The organism is Actinopolyspora mortivallis (assembly GCF_003001495.1).
GTDB classification, from domain to species: domain Bacteria; phylum Actinomycetota; class Actinomycetes; order Mycobacteriales; family Pseudonocardiaceae; genus Actinopolyspora; species Actinopolyspora mortivallis_A.
In genome coordinates this window covers 1-16,571 of sequence record NZ_PVSR01000032.1, presented here as the reverse complement: position 1 = coordinate 16,571, position 16,571 = coordinate 1, and the positions used below count along the sequence as shown (strand labels likewise).

At 69.4% G+C, this 16,571-nt stretch carries 15 protein-coding genes; 4 read left to right on the top strand and 11 right to left on the bottom strand.

Annotated elements, in window-relative coordinates; all coding sequences use genetic code 11:
- Window positions 1-151: 151 nt before the first annotated feature.
- The 8 genes from CEP50_RS15405 to mbhE all read right to left on the bottom strand — a co-directional run bounded on the left by CEP50_RS15405 (window position 152) and on the right by mbhE (window position 8,132).
- Window positions 152-1,813 carry a BCCT family transporter gene (locus CEP50_RS15405; protein WP_106114653.1) on the bottom strand — a complete coding sequence of 554 codons (1,662 nt, stop codon included), beginning with the start codon at window positions 1,811-1,813 and terminating at the stop codon, window positions 152-154.
- Window positions 1,814-2,022: 209 nt separating this feature from the next.
- Window positions 2,023-2,373, bottom strand: coding sequence for a monovalent cation/H(+) antiporter subunit G (gene mnhG, locus CEP50_RS15400; RefSeq protein WP_106114652.1), 351 nt, complete (start codon window positions 2,371-2,373; stop codon window positions 2,023-2,025).
- A complete protein-coding gene (locus tag CEP50_RS15395) occupies window positions 2,370-2,636 on the bottom strand; it encodes a monovalent cation/H+ antiporter complex subunit F (RefSeq protein WP_106114651.1) in 267 nt (88 codons plus the stop codon). Before CEP50_RS15395 ends, mnhG begins: the two co-directional genes overlap by 4 nt.
- Window positions 2,636-3,250: a Na+/H+ antiporter subunit E gene (locus tag CEP50_RS15390; RefSeq protein WP_181188409.1), complete on the bottom strand. Its 615-nt coding sequence runs from the start codon at window positions 3,248-3,250 to the stop codon at window positions 2,636-2,638. Before CEP50_RS15390 ends, CEP50_RS15395 begins: the two co-directional genes overlap by 1 nt.
- Window positions 3,243-4,778, bottom strand: coding sequence for a Na+/H+ antiporter subunit D (locus CEP50_RS15385; RefSeq protein WP_106114650.1), 1,536 nt, complete (start codon window positions 4,776-4,778; stop codon window positions 3,243-3,245). The genes CEP50_RS15390 and CEP50_RS15385 overlap by 8 nt, the downstream gene beginning before the upstream one ends.
- The gene (locus CEP50_RS15380; protein WP_106114649.1) at window positions 4,775-5,200 is read right to left on the bottom strand and encodes a Na(+)/H(+) antiporter subunit C; all 426 of its coding nucleotides are present in this window, start codon (window positions 5,198-5,200) and stop codon (window positions 4,775-4,777) included. Before CEP50_RS15380 ends, CEP50_RS15385 begins: the two co-directional genes overlap by 4 nt.
- Window positions 5,197-5,760, bottom strand: a complete 564-nt coding sequence (locus tag CEP50_RS15375) for an MnhB domain-containing protein (RefSeq protein WP_106114648.1) — start codon at window positions 5,758-5,760, stop codon at window positions 5,197-5,199. The genes CEP50_RS15380 and CEP50_RS15375 overlap by 4 nt, the downstream gene beginning before the upstream one ends.
- Window positions 5,757-8,132, bottom strand: a complete 2,376-nt coding sequence (gene mbhE / locus CEP50_RS15370; RefSeq protein ID WP_106114647.1) for a hydrogen gas-evolving membrane-bound hydrogenase subunit E — start codon at window positions 8,130-8,132, stop codon at window positions 5,757-5,759. The genes CEP50_RS15375 and mbhE overlap by 4 nt, the downstream gene beginning before the upstream one ends.
- A gap of 441 nt (window positions 8,133-8,573) precedes the next feature.
- Between mbhE and CEP50_RS15365 the strand changes: the two genes are divergently transcribed.
- The 4 genes from CEP50_RS15365 (at window position 8,574) to CEP50_RS15350 (ending at window position 13,480) form a co-directional block, all read left to right on the top strand.
- Window positions 8,574-10,361 carry a serine/threonine-protein kinase gene (locus tag CEP50_RS15365; protein ID WP_258175295.1) on the top strand — a complete coding sequence of 596 codons (1,788 nt, stop codon included), beginning with the start codon at window positions 8,574-8,576 and terminating at the stop codon, window positions 10,359-10,361.
- Between the two features lie 99 nt (window positions 10,362-10,460).
- On the top strand, window positions 10,461-11,237 hold the full coding sequence (locus CEP50_RS15360) for a purine-nucleoside phosphorylase (RefSeq protein ID WP_106114645.1): 777 nt from the start codon (window positions 10,461-10,463) through the stop codon (window positions 11,235-11,237).
- A 40-nt stretch (window positions 11,238-11,277) separates the two neighbouring features.
- A complete protein-coding gene (locus CEP50_RS15355; protein WP_106114644.1) occupies window positions 11,278-12,951 on the top strand; it encodes a phospho-sugar mutase in 1,674 nt (557 codons plus the stop codon).
- Between the two features lie 73 nt (window positions 12,952-13,024).
- Complete coding sequence (locus CEP50_RS15350; protein WP_106114643.1) at window positions 13,025-13,480, top strand: flavodoxin family protein; 456 nt, start codon at window positions 13,025-13,027, stop codon at window positions 13,478-13,480.
- Between the two features lie 57 nt (window positions 13,481-13,537).
- Here CEP50_RS15350 and CEP50_RS15345 read toward each other — a convergent pair whose 3' ends face one another.
- The 3 genes from CEP50_RS15345 to CEP50_RS15335 form a co-directional block, all read right to left on the bottom strand.
- A complete protein-coding gene (locus CEP50_RS15345; protein WP_106114642.1) occupies window positions 13,538-14,767 on the bottom strand; it encodes an MFS transporter in 1,230 nt (409 codons plus the stop codon).
- Between the two features lie 39 nt (window positions 14,768-14,806).
- On the bottom strand, window positions 14,807-15,409 hold the full coding sequence (locus CEP50_RS15340) for a DUF5825 family protein (protein WP_106114641.1): 603 nt from the start codon (window positions 15,407-15,409) through the stop codon (window positions 14,807-14,809).
- A gap of 25 nt (window positions 15,410-15,434) precedes the next feature.
- Window positions 15,435-16,571 (bottom strand): RiPP maturation radical SAM C-methyltransferase (locus CEP50_RS15335; protein ID WP_146134816.1); only part of this gene is annotated, 1,137 nt, incomplete at its 5' end.

The following is a 16,571-nucleotide window of genomic DNA, read 5'->3' as shown; positions in this document are numbered from 1 at the left end:
GACCGAACACCATGACAGCGCCTCCTTTCAGGGGAAACACAAAAAGGTGGGGTCCGATGCTGCTGCACCGGACCCCACCGTGTCGACGGGACGGACGGTCACGCCAACCGTCCACCGAGGAGTCAGGAAGGACTCCTCCGCTCGGAGTCGGTCACTCCCGCACGGTCTCCTCGGCCCCCTCGGAGTCACCGCCGCGTGCTCCGGTTCCGGCCACGGCCCGCGCGGAACTCGTCCGCAGCCCCGGAAGCGGGCTGGGCTCACGCTGGGTCACCAGGTTGGGTCTTTCCTGGTTGAGCGCCTTGACGAGACTCACACACAGCAGCAGCAGCACGATGCAGAACGGCAACCCGGTGACGATGGAGGCTGTCTGCAACGCGCTCAGCGCGTTCGTGCCGGAGAGGGCACCGACGGCGAGCAGCACACAGGCGATCACACCCTCGGAGATCGCCCAGAACAACCGCTGCTGCCACTTCGGGTTGGGGTCACCGCCGTTGGTGAGGATGTCGACCACCAACGAACCGGAGTCCGAGGAGGTGGCGAAGAACAGCACCACCACGATGATGGCCAGCACCGAGGCCAGTGTGGCCACGATCGTGGCCACCGGAAGCTGTTCCAGCAACCTGAACATCGCCGTGTTCGAACTCGCCTCGGCGAGCTCCCCGGTGGTGGGGTCCTGCCTGCCCAGCAGGTGGCTCAGCGCGGTGTTGCCGAAGATGCTCAGCCACACGAAGGAGGCGCCCACGGGAGCGAACAGCGCACCGGCGATGAAGTTGCGGATGGTGCGCCCGTAGGAGATGCGGGCGATGAACATGCCCACGAAGGGGGACCAGGCGATCCACCAGCCCCAGTAGAACAACGTCCAGCCGGCCTGCCACTCCTGGGCGGTGCCGTTGCCGTTGTTCGGGAAGGTCTGGAAGCTCATCTCCGGCAGGTGCTGGAGGTAGTAGCCCACGTTGCTGGCGATCATGTTCAACAGGTTCAGGGAGTTCCCGAAGAAGAACACGAACAGCATCAGGATGAACGCCAGCCACAGGTTGATCAGCGACAGGTTCCGGATGCCCTTGTCGATGCCCAGCATCACCGAGACCACGGCGATCGCCGTGATCGCCAGGATCAGGATGACCTGCAACATGGTGGTGTTCTCCACACCGAACACCGCGTTCAGCCCGGCACCGACCTGGCTTCCGCCCAGCCCCAGCGAGGTGGCCAGACCGAACAGCGTGCCGAACACCGCCAGCACGTCCACGATGTAGCCCGGCCAGCGGTGCACCCACTCACCGATCAACGGGTAGAAGGCCGCGGAGGGACGCAGCGGCAGTCCCTTGCGGAAGGCGAAGTAGCCCAGCGCCAGCCCGAGGACGATGTAGATGGCCCACGGGTGCAGCCCCCAGTGGTAGAACGTGAAGTTCATCGCACGCTGGGCGGACTCCGGCGTACCGGGTTCCCCGACCGGCGGGCCGGTGAAGTGCGTGATCGGTTCGCTCACCGCGTAGAACACCAGCCCGATACCCATACCGGCGGTGAACAGCATCGCGAACCAGGCGAGGTTGCTGTATTCCGGCCGTGACTCGGGCGGGCCGAGGCGGATCGTGCCGAAGCGGCTGAACATGATCGCCAGCACGAAGACCACGAAGAAGGTGGCCGACAGGATGTAGAGCCACCCGAAGTTCGTCGTGATGAAGCTGTTGACGTTGCCGGCGACCTCGTCGAGATTGCCCGGAGCGAGCACGCCCCAGAGCACGAAAGCCACCACCACGACCGCCGAGGTCAGGAAGACCGGCGGATTCGTGTGCTCTTTCAGGTACTGTTTCATTACCGTACGTCACCTTTCCAGCGCACAGTGTCGGCACAATTGCCGACTGCGCCGCAAGCAACCAAAGATCGCAACGGACGCGTTCGGCCACGAGCGTGGCTACCCCAGTGCGAACCGCATGTCACAGCGAACCACGGTAAACACTCTTCCTTCGAATGTGAAACACCGCAGCCAAATGATATGCAGTTGAAACACGGAAATGTCGTCGCTCACAAACCGCGCCGACGTTCCCGCTCGATCCGGTGCGCGAGGTGATCAACGTCCAGTGTTTCCTCCCGAACACTACCCGCCCGATAAGCGGCACGTCCCACCAGTTGCGCCAAAACCGGCGCCGTCAGCGCCTGGAACAATCCCACAAGAATGAGCCCGGAAGCGTCACGCGCTTCCAACCGCACCGCACTGCCGATCAGTATCAGGATCAATCCGAGTGTTTGCGGTTTCGTGGCCGCCTGTAGTCGCGCGGCCACGTCGGGAAAAGTGAGCAATCCTATAGCACCGAACAGACAGGACGCCGCACCCGATATCAAACATATACCCGAGAACAGGTCCACCCAACTCATCGGTGCGACTCCTTCTTCTCCACCAGACGGGCCGCGCTGACCGAACCGATGAACGCCAGCAGCGCGAAAGCCGCCGCCAGCGCGATATTCGAACCGTCCCGGTTCATACCCATCCCGACACAGGTGGCGGCGACGATCAGGGTGACGAACACGTCCAGCGCCACGATGCGGTCCAGACTGGTGGCTCCCCACAGCAGTCGGACCAGACTCAACAGCGCCGCGAGGCACAGCAGCCCGAAGACCACCGCGAACACCACGCCCATCAGTCCACCTCCACACCACGGTGGGTGCGCTCCACCAGACGCACCTGCTCGGCGGTACCGACCGCGCGAACCACGCTGCGCTCCCAGGCGAGCACCTCACGACGCACCCGTTCGGAAGCGTCCCGGCCACAGCCGAGCGCGTAGACGTAGCAGATCCTGTTCGCCCGGTCCAACTGCAACACGAAGTTCCCCGGGGCCAACGACACCGCGTTCGCCACCATCGCCATCAGGTGGTCGGAGTCGGTGACCAGTCTCACCTCCACGATGGCCGCGCGCGCCCGGGGGCCCTGGACCACCGCGTGCCAGGCCACCCGGGCGGTGGAAACGACCAGGTCCCACGCCAGCCGCACCACCAGACGCACGATCCCCCAGGGACGCAGCCTGATGTCGGTGACTATCGGCGGGGCGGGGAAGAACCCCGTCACGAGCACTCCCACCAGCACCCCGAAGAGCGTCGTACCGAGATCGTAGGTGCCCCACAACAGCAGCCACACCAGCACCAACCACGCCAGCAGCGGAATTCTGCGCACCAACCGCCGCAGGGGGTGTCGTGCGCTGACGACGTGCTCCCCGCCCGGCCGGGAGCTCCGGGGCGGGATCGCGTGTTCAGCCACCGGAACCACCTCCCAGCACCGCGCTGCGGTAGGCCTGCCCGCTGAGCAGGTCGATCGCGGCGCGCTCGCTCACGGCGGAGAGCGGGCCCGCCAGCACGGCGACGAGCACGGTGGCCCCCACCAGCACCCCGGTGGCATAGACCATCCCCCGGGAGGTGTCACCCGTCCCGACGACGAGCTCGTCGGTGTGGTCGGGATCGCCCTCCGGTTCCCGTCGTTTCCCCCAGAACACCCTGGTCCACACCCGCGCCACCGCGTAGAGCGTGAGCAGACTGGTCAGCACCGCCCCCGCGGTGACCGCATAGCCCCAGGAGGTGCCGACCTCGATCCCGGAACGCAGCAGCGCCAGTTTCGCGACGAACCCCGAGAAGGGGGGAACACCGGCGAGGCTGAGCGCGGGCACGGCGAACAGCACCGCCACCAACGGGGAGATCCCGGCCAGTCCTCCCATCCTGCTCAGCGCGACCGTGCCGGTGTAGCGCGTGACCAGACCGCTGACCAGGAACAACGTCGCCTGCACCGTGATGTGGTGCACAATGTAGAGGATGACCCCGGTCAGGCCGGCCACGTCGTAGACCCCGAGGCCGAACAGCATGAACCCGATGTGGCTGACCAGCAGGAAGGACAGCAGCCGGTTGAGGTCGTTCTGCGCCAGCGCCCCCAACGCGCCGACGAGCATCGTGGCCAGCGCGAACACCAGCATCAGCGGCCAGCTCGGTTCCCGTTCGAAGACCAGGATCTGGGTGCGGATCATCGCGTAGATACCGACCTTGGTCAGTAGCGCGGCGAAGATCGCGGTGATCGGGGCCGGGGCGTTGGGATAGCTGTCCGGAAGCCAGAAGTGCAGCGGCACCATGGCCGACTTGACCCCGAACACGATGACCATCAACAGGGCGAGCGCGGTGGCCGGTCCCGGAGGGAGCCGGTCCGTCCGCTCCGCGAGATCGGCGAGGTTCACCGTGCCCGTGGCGGCGTAGACCAGCCCGATCAGCGTCAGGAAGAGCACCGAGGAGGACAGACTGACTATCGTGTAGGTCATCCCGGCCCGGACCCGGTTGGCCGTGGTTCTCCTGGTGATCAGGACGTAGGAGGACGCCAGCATGATCTCGAAGGCCACGAAGAGGTTGAACAGGTCCCCCGTGAGATAGGCCAGGGACACTCCCGCGCACAGCACCAGGTAGATCGGGTGGAAGGTGGTGCTCGCCGTGCCACGCCCGTAGTCGGTGATGCGCTGGCCGATCGAGTAGAGCAGCACGGAGAACATCACGATCACGCTGACCAGCAACAGCAGGGCGGCCAGCCGGTCGGCCACCAGGGCGATGCCCACCGGCGCGCGCCAGCCGCCCAGGTGCAGCACCACCGGACCGTGCACGTCGGCGACGTGGAGCAACACCGCCGCGTCCACCACGATCACCCCGAGCACCAGCAGGCCCAGCCAACGTTGGATGTCGGCGAAACGTCCGAACGCCATCGAGAGCCCCGCCGCCCCCAGCGGGAGCAGCACCGGAACCGCGACCAGCACACTCACCGGGTGGCCTCCGACTCCAACTCCCGTTCGGCCTCCTCGACGCTCTCCTCGGCCAACCTGCTCTCCAGTCTCCTGATCCGGCGGTCCTCCACGTCGTCCTGCACCTCGTCGTGCCCGAGCAACACCCACCCCCGGTAGGCCAGGGCGAGCAGGAACGTGGTCAGTGCGAAGGTGATGACGATGGCCGTCAACGCCATCGCCTGGGGAAAGGGGTCGGACATCTCCGACAGCGGGCTCTCCCCCAGCATCGGCGGCCGGCCCGCCCGCGCTCCCCCGGCGAGCTGCAACAGCAGGTTGGCACCGTGGCCGAGCACCACGATCCCCAGCAGCACACGCATCAGGGAGCGTTGCAACAACAGGTAGAAACCGGCCGCGTACAACCCTCCGAGCACGACGGCCATCGTCAGGTTCACGGTGGTCATCGGCGTCTCCCTTCTCCGGCGACCATGTCCGCCTCGATTCCGGAGCCCAACGTCCGCAGCAGCTCCAGCACCACGCCGACGAGCAGCAGGTACACCCCCACGTCCAACAGCAGACTGCTGACCAGCTTGACTTTGCCCAGCACCGGGACCATGAGCGTGACCGCACCGCTCTCCAGCACCGCCGCCCCGAACAGCACGGGCACGAAACCGGTGAGCACCGCGATGGTCAGCCCCACCCCGATCAGCACGGGAGGTCGTATGGAAAAGGGGGAACTGTCGTCCACACGCCCACCCGCGAGATAACGGAGCACGAAGGCCTGCCCGGCCACCAGGCCACCACTGAACCCTCCGCCCGCCCGGTAGTGCCCCGCGAAGAGCAGGTAGAGCGAGAAGACGAGCACGGTGGGAAACACCACCCGCACCAGCAGTTCGAGCAGGATGGTCCGTTCCCTGGTGTCACGGCTGTAGCCGGACAGCAGCCACCGCTCGGCCGGGGCGTCCGAGCGGAACCACGGTTCCGTGGACGCCGGGTCCCACGAACCGGGTCGGTGTTCGGTCATTCGGCCACCTCCGGATCACTGCCACCGACCACGCCTCCACCGGAGGCGGCCTGGGCACTTCCCCGCTCCACGGGGCGTCTGCGTCGACGACGCGCGCTCCGCGCGGTGAGCACCAGACTGGCCACACCGGTGGCCGCCACGGCGAGCACGGAGATCTCCCCGACCGTGTCGAAGGCCCGGAAGTCCACGATGATCGCGTTGACCACGTTGGTAGCCGAGGCCTCCTCCTCAGCACGTCGCAGGTACTCCTGACTGACCGGTGACGGGGCGTTCCTGGCCGAGCTGAACACCAGTGCGGAGAAGGCCACGAAAACACCCCCGGCCACGGAGAGCAGCACCTTCGGCAGCTGCACCCCCGGGGAGGACCTGGTCTCGGTGAACCGGGCGGGCAGTCTGCGCAGCACCAGCACGAAGGCCACCAGGGTCAGCGTCTCGACGAGGAACTGGGCCAGCGCCAGGTCGGGGCCTCCGCCGACCACGAACATGCCGCCGATGCCGTAGCCGATCACTCCCACGAGCAGCACCGCGGTCATGCGGCGCGTGGCGCGCACCACTCCGGCCGCCGCGATCAGGATCACCAGGGCCAGCGGAACCTGTAGCACCCTGTCCCAGCCCCGGAGCTGTTCGACCGGGGTGTCCCGGAACGCCATCACCGTCCCGGGAACCAGCAGCACCGTGAGCAGGATGATCGCGAGGTAGGTGGGCAGGGACCCCACCTGCACCCGTCCGGTCACCCCGACAGCCAACCGTTCCAGTCCCCCCATGACCCGCTCGTAGCCGCGCTGGGCGTCCGGCAGGTGGGTGGGCAGCAGCTCGCGGATCCCGAGCACCCTGTCGTTCAGCAGGAACAGCGTCAGCCCCCCGAGCAGGGTGAGCGCGGAGAACCACAGCGGCGGGGTGAGCCCGTGCCAGAGGGCGAGGTGGTACTCGGCGGGGTGGCCGAAGGTCTGCTCCGCGTAGGCGGCGGCCAGCGCGTCGGTCACCGGGTAGGCGATTCCCAGGACGAGCCCCCCGCAGGCGGTCACCGCGGCGGGCAGCCACAGCCCGATCGGCGCCGCGGAAGCCGTGCTGGTGGGAACTCCCGGTTTGCCGGCGAAACCTCCCCAGAGCAGTCGGACGCTGTAGGCCACGGTCAGCACCGAGCCGAGGACCAGTCCGATCCCGACGAGGAATCCTCCCTGCCCACCGAGGAAGGCCTCGAAGGCGGCCTCCTTGGCCACGAAGCCCACGGTCGGGGGCAGACCGGCCATGGACAGGGCCGCGACCACGGCCACGGTCGTCACCAGGGGGAGCCTGCCGGCCACCCCGGACAGTTCCCGCAGGTCCCGGGTACCCGTTTGGTGGTCCACAGTGCCCACCACGAGGAACAGCGTGGCCTTGAACAGGCCGTGGGCCAGCAGCATCGCGGCCACGGACAGCGCTCCCAGCGGGGTCGCGGCACCGGCCAGCACGGTCAGGAAGCCGAGCTGGCTGACCGTTCCATAGGCCAGCAGCAGCTTCAGGTCGTGCTCGCGCAGGGCCCGCCAACCACCCACGAGCATCGTGGCGATCCCGAACACGGCCGTGGTGGCGGGCAGGAAACCCACTCCGCCCAGCACCGGCGTCAGCCTCGCCAGCAGGAAGACCCCCGCCTTGACCATGGAGGCGGCGTGCAGGTAGGTGCTGATCGGCGTGGGTGCCACCATCGCCGCGGGCAGCCAGTTGTGGAAGGGCAACTGCGCGGACTTGGTGAACACTCCCACCAGGATCAGACCGGTGGCCACCGCCACCGGTGCGCCGGTGGGCGGCTGCTGGGCCAGTTCGGACACCCGGTAGGTGCCTCCGGCCTCGCCCAGCACGATGAAACCGAGCAGCATCACCAACCCGCCCAGGGCGGTGACCAGCAGGGCCTGCAGGGAGGCCCTGCGGGAGCTTCTGCTCACACCGGACTGTCCGACCAGCAGGAACGAGCAGATCGTGGTCAGTTCCCAGAACACGTAGATCGCGAGCAGGTCGTCCGACCACACCAGCCCGAGCATCACCCCCGCGAAGGCCAGCAGCAGCGGAGCCGACCGTGCGGCGTCGCCACCACCCGGTTCGAAGTAGCGGCCCGAGTACAGCAGCACCAGAGCCCCGACTCCCGAGACGAGCAGCGTCATCGTCAGGGCCAGCGCGTCCAGGCGGAAGGCGAACTCCAGGGCCAACGGGCCCGACCAGACGACCGACTCCTCCGGAGGACGACCCGCCAACGCCGGGATGGTGTGGGCGAGCGCCCAGCACAGCGCCGCTGCGGGGGGAAGCGCGGCCACCGCGAACGCGATGCGGGTGTGCCGACGGGTCGCCACGGGCAGCACCAGCGCCGCGAACAGGTGTGCGGCCACCAGTACGAGCACGACCACCTCCCCCGTGCGGCTCCTTGCGGTACGGACATCCGGGATTGTTCGTCACCCGGGACGGACTCACCACGACGAAACCCGTTCCGGCGTGTCGCGCTCCCGCCCACCTTCCGGTGTCCGGGCGGACCCGCTCGTGGGAAGGAGTTCGACCGTCCGGAACGCACCGGAATGCCCCGATCGGTGTCCAACCTATCCGCCACGGGAGCTACCCACCCGTCGATCCCGCGTGTCGGACACCGTGGCTGCCCCGACACGGGAACCGTTGTGGCAGCACACGGTCGTTGCGGAGCGGGGTTCGCCGGAACGGGACGAACGGGGCGGGGTAAGAAAGTTCACCCCTGTTAACGCCACCTCCCGCCGGATCCGGGCGACGACGTCGCCGGTGAGGCCACTGCCCACGTGCGACGGGACGTCTGCCGGTTGATGGACAATACGGGTGTGCCAGACGTTGAGCCCGAACCCGACGAGCCCGTGGCAGGCCGTCTGATCGGCGGCCGCTACCGGTTGCACACCAGGATCGGTGGCGGTGCCATGGGCTCCGTATGGTCCGGTACGGACGAGCTGCTGCGCAGACCGGTCGCCGTCAAGGCGGTGCGCCTCCCCAAGGGGATTCCCGACGAGGAGGCCGACGAGATACGGGAACGCACCCTGCGGGAGGCCCGGGCGATAGCCGTGGTCACCCATCCGAACGTGGTCACGCTCTACGACGTCGCCCGCGAAGGCGAGGAACCCTTCGTCGTCATGGAGCTGGTCCCCTCGCGGAGTCTGGCCGAGATCGTCCGCGAGAACGGCCCTCTCGACGACCAGCAGCTGGCCGTGGTGGCCGACGCGGTGGCCGCGGCTCTGGACACCGCGCACCGCTCCGGGGTGGTCCACCGGGACGTGAAACCGGGCAACGTGTTGTTGTCCTCCCACGGGCTCGTCAAGCTCAGCGACTTCGGCATCTCCCGCAACATCGCCGAACCGACCCTCACCAGAACCGGGATCATGCTGGGCACCCCGGCGTTCATCGCCCCCGAGGTGGCCGCGGGGGAACAGGTCACCTCGGCCGCCGACCTGTGGGGACTCGGAGCCACCCTGTTCGCGGCCGCGGAGGGACGACCTCCCTACGACAGCGACGACAACCCGGTGGAGACCATCACCGCGGTGGTGCACGGTCCCGTTCCCGCCCCCACCAGGGGCGGACCGGTGGCCGAGGTCGTCTCCGGACTGATGGTCAAGGACCCCCAGCGCAGGATGTCGCTGCGGGAGGTGCGCAGACACGTGCAGCCCCTGCTGCCCGAGCCGGGGGCGGAACCGTTCGCGCACCTGCTCCCGGACGAACCGCCCACCGAACGCACCCCGATGGTCGAACTCCCGGAGTCCCCGTCCCCGACCGCTGACGAGGGCTCGACGGAGTCCGGCTCCACGGAGGCGGCACCGGGGGGCAGTCGGGACGCCGCCGAACACACCCCCGGAGGGACCGAAGGTCCCGGAGCCCCGGAGGGGGAGCAGGAGCCCGCACCGCTGGCGGCGGACCCGGGGCCGCTGCCGTTCACCCCCTCCCCCGTTCCCCGACGGAGGCGTTCCCGACTGGGGGTCACGCTCCTCGCCGTCGGGGCGCTGGTGGTGTTCCTCTGCTCGGCGGGTGGGGCCTTCCTGGGAACCAGGGTCCTCACCGACCGTCCGCTGTTGCCGCAGAGCTCCCCCCAACAGGGAGCACCACGCCCGGAGCTGGTGCCGTTGCGATCGTTCGAGGGGCGGCTCACGCACCGCGGGGACGGGGGTGGGGGAAGCTACCGGATGCCCGTACCCGAGGAGTGGGCGTCCTTCCAGGGCTACAGCCAGGGACCGCCCACCAGGAGCATCACCGAGCACCGCATCTCCCCGAACGGCAGGCAGGAGATCGCCGTCCAACGCTTCGGCGACTACTACAAGCGGGGCTACACCGAGCAGGAGTATCTGGACGCCCTGTGGGCGAAGTACAACACTCCCTACGGGGAACTGCGAGTGTTCTCCGACGAACGGACGGCGTTGTCGCGGGAACACTCCCCCGAGCGGAGACTGGTGTACCGGACCACCTCGTACGGGGTGCGTGATCCGGGATCGGAGCCGCTCCGACGCTTCACCGCGGCACTCATGATCCCCCACAAGGGGGACCTGTGGATCGTCCGAGCCACGGCCCCGCAGCGATCCCAGGCCCGCAGGCTCCTCGAGCGGGTCGCGTCGAGCTTCCGGGCGCTGTGACCCCCGTGGCCGGTGAGCCGCGAGCTCCACACCGGATCGTTCGTTAGGCTGCCCACCGTGACTTCTTCCACAGCATCGGAGAACCCCGACCCGACGGCGGTGGCCGGCAGCGCGGCGGGTGTGCTCGCGGAACGCACCGGCGTCGCTCGGCACGACCTGGCGGTGGTGCTCGGATCCGGGTGGCAGCCGGCCGCCGAGGAGCTCGGCGCCGCCGAGGCCGAACTGGACATGTCCGAACTGCCCGGTTTCGAAGCCCCCGGGGCCGTCGGACACACCGGCAGGGTGCGCTCCGTGCCGATCGCCGACAAGCGTGTGCTGGTGCTGCTCGGCCGAACCCACCTCTACGAGGGGTGCGGGGTGGACAAGGTCGTCCACGGTGTACGCACGGCCGCGGCCGCGGGCTGCCGGACCGTGGTGCTGACGAACGCGGCGGGAGGGCTGCGCCCGGACATGAGCGTGGGCCAGCCGGTGCTGGTCAGCGACCACCTGAACATGACCGGCCGTTCTCCGCTGGTGGGGGCGCGTTTCGTCGATCTCACCGACCTGTACGCACAACGGCTGCGTGCGATCGCCCGCGAGATCGACCCCTCCCTCGCCGAAGGGGTCTACGCCTGTATGCCCGGCCCGCACTTCGAGACTCCGGCCGAGATCGGGATGCTGCGCACCCTCGGGGCCGACCTGGTCGGCATGTCCACCGTGCAGGAGGCGATAGCCGCACGCGCGGCCGGAGCCGAGGTGTTCGGCCTCTCCCTGGTCACCAACCTCGCCGCCGGTATGACCGGGGAACCGTTGAACCACCAGGAGGTCCTGGAGGCGGGACGGGCCTCCGCCTCCCGCATGGGAGGACTGCTGCGTTCACTGGCGGAACGGGCCTGACTCCGACCGTGCCGCCTCCCGGACGAAGGGCGAGTTGCCCATGACGAGGGACACCGAACTGCGCGAGAGCACGCTGCGCTGGGCCGACGACGACGTCGACGAACAGGACCGCGCGGAGCTGCGGGAACTGCTGGAGGCGGCCGAGTCCGAGGACGAGCGGGCCCTCACCGAACTCCGTGGCCGTATGGCCGGGCCGCCGGGCTTCGGCACGGCCGGGATACGGGCGCCGGTGCGTGCCGGTCCGAACGGGATGAACCGTGCCGTGGTGGTGCGCACCACGGCCGGACTGGCCGCCTGGCTGGCCGAGCGCGCGGGCCCGGGCACGGTGGTGGTCGGCCACGACGCCCGCCACGGGTCACCGAGGTTCGCCGAGGACGCGGCCGAGGTGTTCGCCGCGGCGGGGTTCCGGGTGCTGATGCTGCCCGAGGCGCTTCCCACCCCCGTGCTGGCCTTCGCCACCCGTTCCCAGGGGGCGGTGGCCGGGGTGCAGATCACCGCCTCGCACAACCCTCCCGCGGACAACGGATACAAGGTCTACCTCGCCGGCGGGGTCCCCCTGGTCTCCCCGTTCGACGAGGAGATCGAGCAACGGATCGCCGCGGTCGGCCCGGCGCGGGAGGTCGAGCGCTCCGCCGGCTGGAGCTACCACGACCGGGCACTCAACGACTACCTGGCCCGGGTGGAGACGTTGCCGAGGGGAGACGTCCGCGAGCTGCGGGTGGCCGCGACCGCCCTGCACGGTGTGGGGGCGGAACCACTGCGGTACGCGCTGCACCTGGCGGGTTTCACCGACGTGCACCTCGTCGCCGAACAACGCGAGCCCGACCCCGGGTTTCCGACCGTGCGGTTCCCGAATCCGGAGGAACCGGGAACCACCGACGCCGTGCTGGGGCTGGCCAGCCGGGTCGAGGCCGACCTGGCGGTGGCGCTCGACCCGGACGCCGACCGGTGTGCCCTCGGTGTGCGGGAGCCCAACGGGCGGTGGCGGATGCTGAGCGGGGACGAGACCGGCGTGCTGCTGGGCGAGCACGTGCTCGCCGGGCTGGGGCCGGAGAAGCGCGACCCGCTGGTGGCCACCACCATCGTCTCCTCGACGATGCTCGCGGCGATCGCCGCCGAGCACGGTGTCCGGTACGACGAAACGCTGACCGGGTTCAAGTGGCTGATGCGCGCGGGGGACGGAGCGGCCACCGGACTGGTCTACGCCTACGAGGAGGCCCTGGGGCACTGCGTGGACCCGGAGTGGGTGCGGGACAAGGACGGCCTGTCCACGGCGGTGCTGGCGTGCGACCTCGCGGCCACCCTCCGGTCGCGTGGACTGTCCCTGCTGGACCGCCTGGACGAGCTGGAGAGGCGGCACGGGGTGCACGAGACCGCGCAGTTGTCCGTGCGGGTGCGGCGGATCTCCGAAACCGCCGAGGTGATGCGACGACTCCGGGACGCCCCTCCCCGGGAACTGGCCGGAATCCCGGTGCACACGCGTGACCTGCTTCCCGAGGCCGACGTGCTGGTGCTGCGGAGTGCCGAGAGCGCGGCGGGGCTGCGGGTGGTGCTGCGCCCCTCGGGCACCGAGCCGAAACTCAAGTGCTACCTGCAGACGACGGAGCCGGTCGCCTCGCCGGCTTCCGGCGCGGAGTTGGCCTCCTCCCGGCGACGGGCCAGAACACGGATGTCCGCGCTCGACGCGGAGGTGCGCGCGCTGGTCGCGGGGTGAGCGGGCCCGCGACGGTGCCGCGTGGCACGGGGCCCGTTGCACCCCGAGGTCGCCGCCGGGCATCCTCGGGACCGTGTCAACTCTGCTGATCGTCCACCACACTCCCTCACCGGGGATGCAGGCCATGTTCGAGAAGGTGGTGGAGGGCGCCACCACCGACGAGATCGAGGGTGTCGAGGTGGTGCGCAAACCGGCGCTGGCCGCCACGGCGAACGACGTGCTCACCGCCGACGGCTACCTGCTCGGGACCCCGGCCAACCTCGGGTACATGTCCGGTGCGCTCAAGGACTTCTTCGACCGGGTCTACTACCCGTGCCTGGACGCCACCGGCGGCAGGCCGTTCGGCTGCTACGTGCACGGCAACGAGGGCACCGAGGGAGCGTTCAAGGCGATCCGCTCCATCACCACCGGCCTGGGGTGGAAGCAGGCCGCCGAACCGGTGGACGCCACGGGCCAACCCGGCCGGGAGACGCTGGAGGCGTGCTGGGAACTGGGAGCCACCGTGGCGGCCACCCTCATGGAGGAGTAGGTCGGGCCGTCGGGCTGAGGGTTTTCCCGAACGGCCCGGCGGACAGTTCGGACGCGGTCAGGGCAGGGATCTGCGCAGCACGGGGGCGCAGAACCCGGCGACCACGGCGATCGACAACGCCGCCACCACGATCACCGTGGCCGGGGAGGTGACCTCGGCCAGCGGCCCGGCCGCTGCCGCCCCCAACGGCATCAGCCCCCAGGCGAACACCCGGTAGGCGCTGGTGACCCGCCCCATCATCGGCCCCGGAGTCAGCCGCTGTCGGTTGGCCGAGGACAGCACGTTCCACGTCCCCGCCCCGAATCCCATGAGGAAGTAGGCCCCCCACGCGGCGCCGGGAAGCCGCACCAGTTCCAGCGCGGCCACTCCCCCGGCCAGCACGAGCAGCGCCCCTGTCATCACCGGGGCCCCGCCGAAACGGGTGGACAGTCCCGCCGTCGTCCGCGAGGCCACCAGCGTGCCGGCCGCCGTGCACACCAGCAGCGTGGGCACCGTCGAGGGGGCGAGCCCGAGGGACTCCAACACGAACAACACCGCGATGGCGTTGACGGCACTGGTCAGCAGCGCCACCAATCCCACCGTGCCCACCACCGCGCGCAGACCGGGGCTGCTCAGCACGAAAACCGCACCCTGACGGATCTCCCCGGCCATCGAACGCCTTTCCGCCGCGCGCACCGGTTCGACCTCGGGGGAGACCCGCAGTATCCACACGGCGGCGAAACCGAAGGCCAGCGCCGTCACCGCGAAACACAGCTCGGGCCGCCAGGCGAACAGCCCCGCCGCCGCCAACGGGCCGGCGATCTCCACCCCGATCGTCTCCGCCCCCACGAAACGTCCGTTGGCCCGTTCCAGTTCCCGCTCACCGGCTGCCGAGACCAGCAGGGACTGCGTCGCCGAGTCGGCGAACGTCTCCGCGCTGCTGAGCAGGAACGCACAGCCGAGCAGTACGAACGTTCCCGTTTGGCCACTGTGGACGAACCACACCAGCAGCAGGGTCACCACGGCACGGAAGGAGTGCGCCGCCACCAGCGTGCCGCGACACCGCATCCGGTCGACCAGCGCCCCGGCGGGCAGCGCGATCAGCAGCCACGGCACCACCTCGGCCGCCGCCACGGCCGAGACGGACACCGGGTCGCGGGTGCTGACCGCCGCGTACAACGGCAGGGCGGCGGCACGCACTCCGTCGGCCACCGACGTGGCTGTCCAGGTGGTCAGCAACCGCCGGAACGGTTCCCCACGCACTCCGTGAACAGGTCGCTCCGCGAGATCCTCCGGGGCACCGCTCACCGTTTCACGCCTTCCGCACTACTCACGACGGACGGTGGATCACACCGCCATCGCCGGTACCGGCCAGCGACGGACCCGCGCGGGGGCCCACCACTCCAGGGAGCCCAGCCGCACGAGGAGCCCACCGGCCGCGAACCGCTCCCGTGCCTCGGAAGCGATCCCGCTCGGGGCGGCTCCGTCCGCCAGCAGGCGCGCCGCACGGACGAGCTCCGGATCACTCACCGTGTAGCATTCCATGGCCGCGCCCCTCCTGTCCCGGATCTGGAGGAAACCCGGCCCCTCCCGCTGGACGCACCGACACGGGAACCAGGACTCGGCCCAGGTGGTGACGTCCACCCGGACCGCCCCCGAGGCCCGCTCCGGTGGAGGAAGATGGGACAGCACCGTCCAGTCGAAACCCGTCTCCTCGACGCGCAGTTCCCACCGGCAGGCGACCCCCCAGGCGCCGAGTTCCCGGAGCAGCGTCAGCGGCGCGGGATCGGCTCCCTCTCCGAGACGGACGGGATCCCGGAGGACCACACCGCGCACCCCGGCCCCGAACAGCTCGGCGGCCTGGGTGACCGGATCGCTGCCCACCACCTCGGTGCCGAGTGACCTGACGGCCACCGAGGAGCTCGCGGACTCGCGCAGCAGAACCCTCACGTACACCCTCCGGGGAGTCGACGGATCAACGAAGCTGAAGCAGTTCCTGGTTGTTGTCCTCGGCGACCACGTGCACGTACTCACCGGACTCGGTGAACACGAGTCCCGAGGCCGCCCATTCGTCGAGCTTGGTCGCCAGCTTCGCGTCCTGCCCGAAACGACGTCTCAGGTAGTCCGCCGAACGCGGACGAGCGAGGGTGCGGAAGAGCTCCGTCTCGAAGGAGCCCGTGAGCACCAGCTCCGTCTCGGGGAAACCGGGCCGGTCACCGAGGACCACGATCTCCTCGCCCGAGTCCACGTACTTCAGCCAGCTGCGCGAATGGGCCCGCGACCACTCCCCCACCGCGTGCAGCAGTTCCCGCTCCACTTGTCCGCCGATGCCCGCCGGGGGTGTCTCGAACAGGTAGGCGAGCTCGGCCAGCTCCTCCGGAGGCAGGTCGTAGGTGATGGCGTACTGCTCGTCGGGGGAGCGTTCCGGGAACCCCAGCTCCGGAACGTTGAAGTAGGGGCTGAACCTCTCCAGGGCTATGCGGCTCGCGCCGTCCATGGGGGGCAGGTGGGCCAGGGCGGGGAACTGGTCCAACAGGGGGAGATAGTCCTCCTCCTTCTCCCCGGGGAACCCGTACAGGAAGTTCCACATCACCGTCAGCCCCAGCGAGCGGGCGTCGCGCAGCATCCGCACGTTCTGGCAGCCACCCACGCCCTTCTTCATGATGTCCAGCACGCGCGAGCTCAGGTTCTCGATGCCCGGCTGCACCTGCACCACCCCGGCCCGTACGAGTTCCCGCAGCTGCTCGTAACGCATGTTGGACTTGATCTCGCACTGGATCCTGAAGTCGTGTCCCGAGTCGGCGATCCAGGGCAGCAGTGTGCGCAGGTACTCCATGTCCAGGATGTTGTCCACCAGGTACACGTCCAGCATCCGGTGTCGCCCGGCCAACGTGACCAGTTCCTCGTGGAAACGCTCCGGGCTCTTGCTGCGGAAGGTCATGAACGAACCGTTCAGCCCGCAGAAGGTGCAGTGGTGTTTCTCGCCCCACCAGCACCCCCGGGCCCCCTCCAGGACGAGTTTCGGTTCCACCCACGCCGAGGCCGCGCTGCGCTCGAAGCGTTCCGGGTATCCGTCGAAGTCGGGGGCAACGATCCGGGAGGGGTCCAGCGG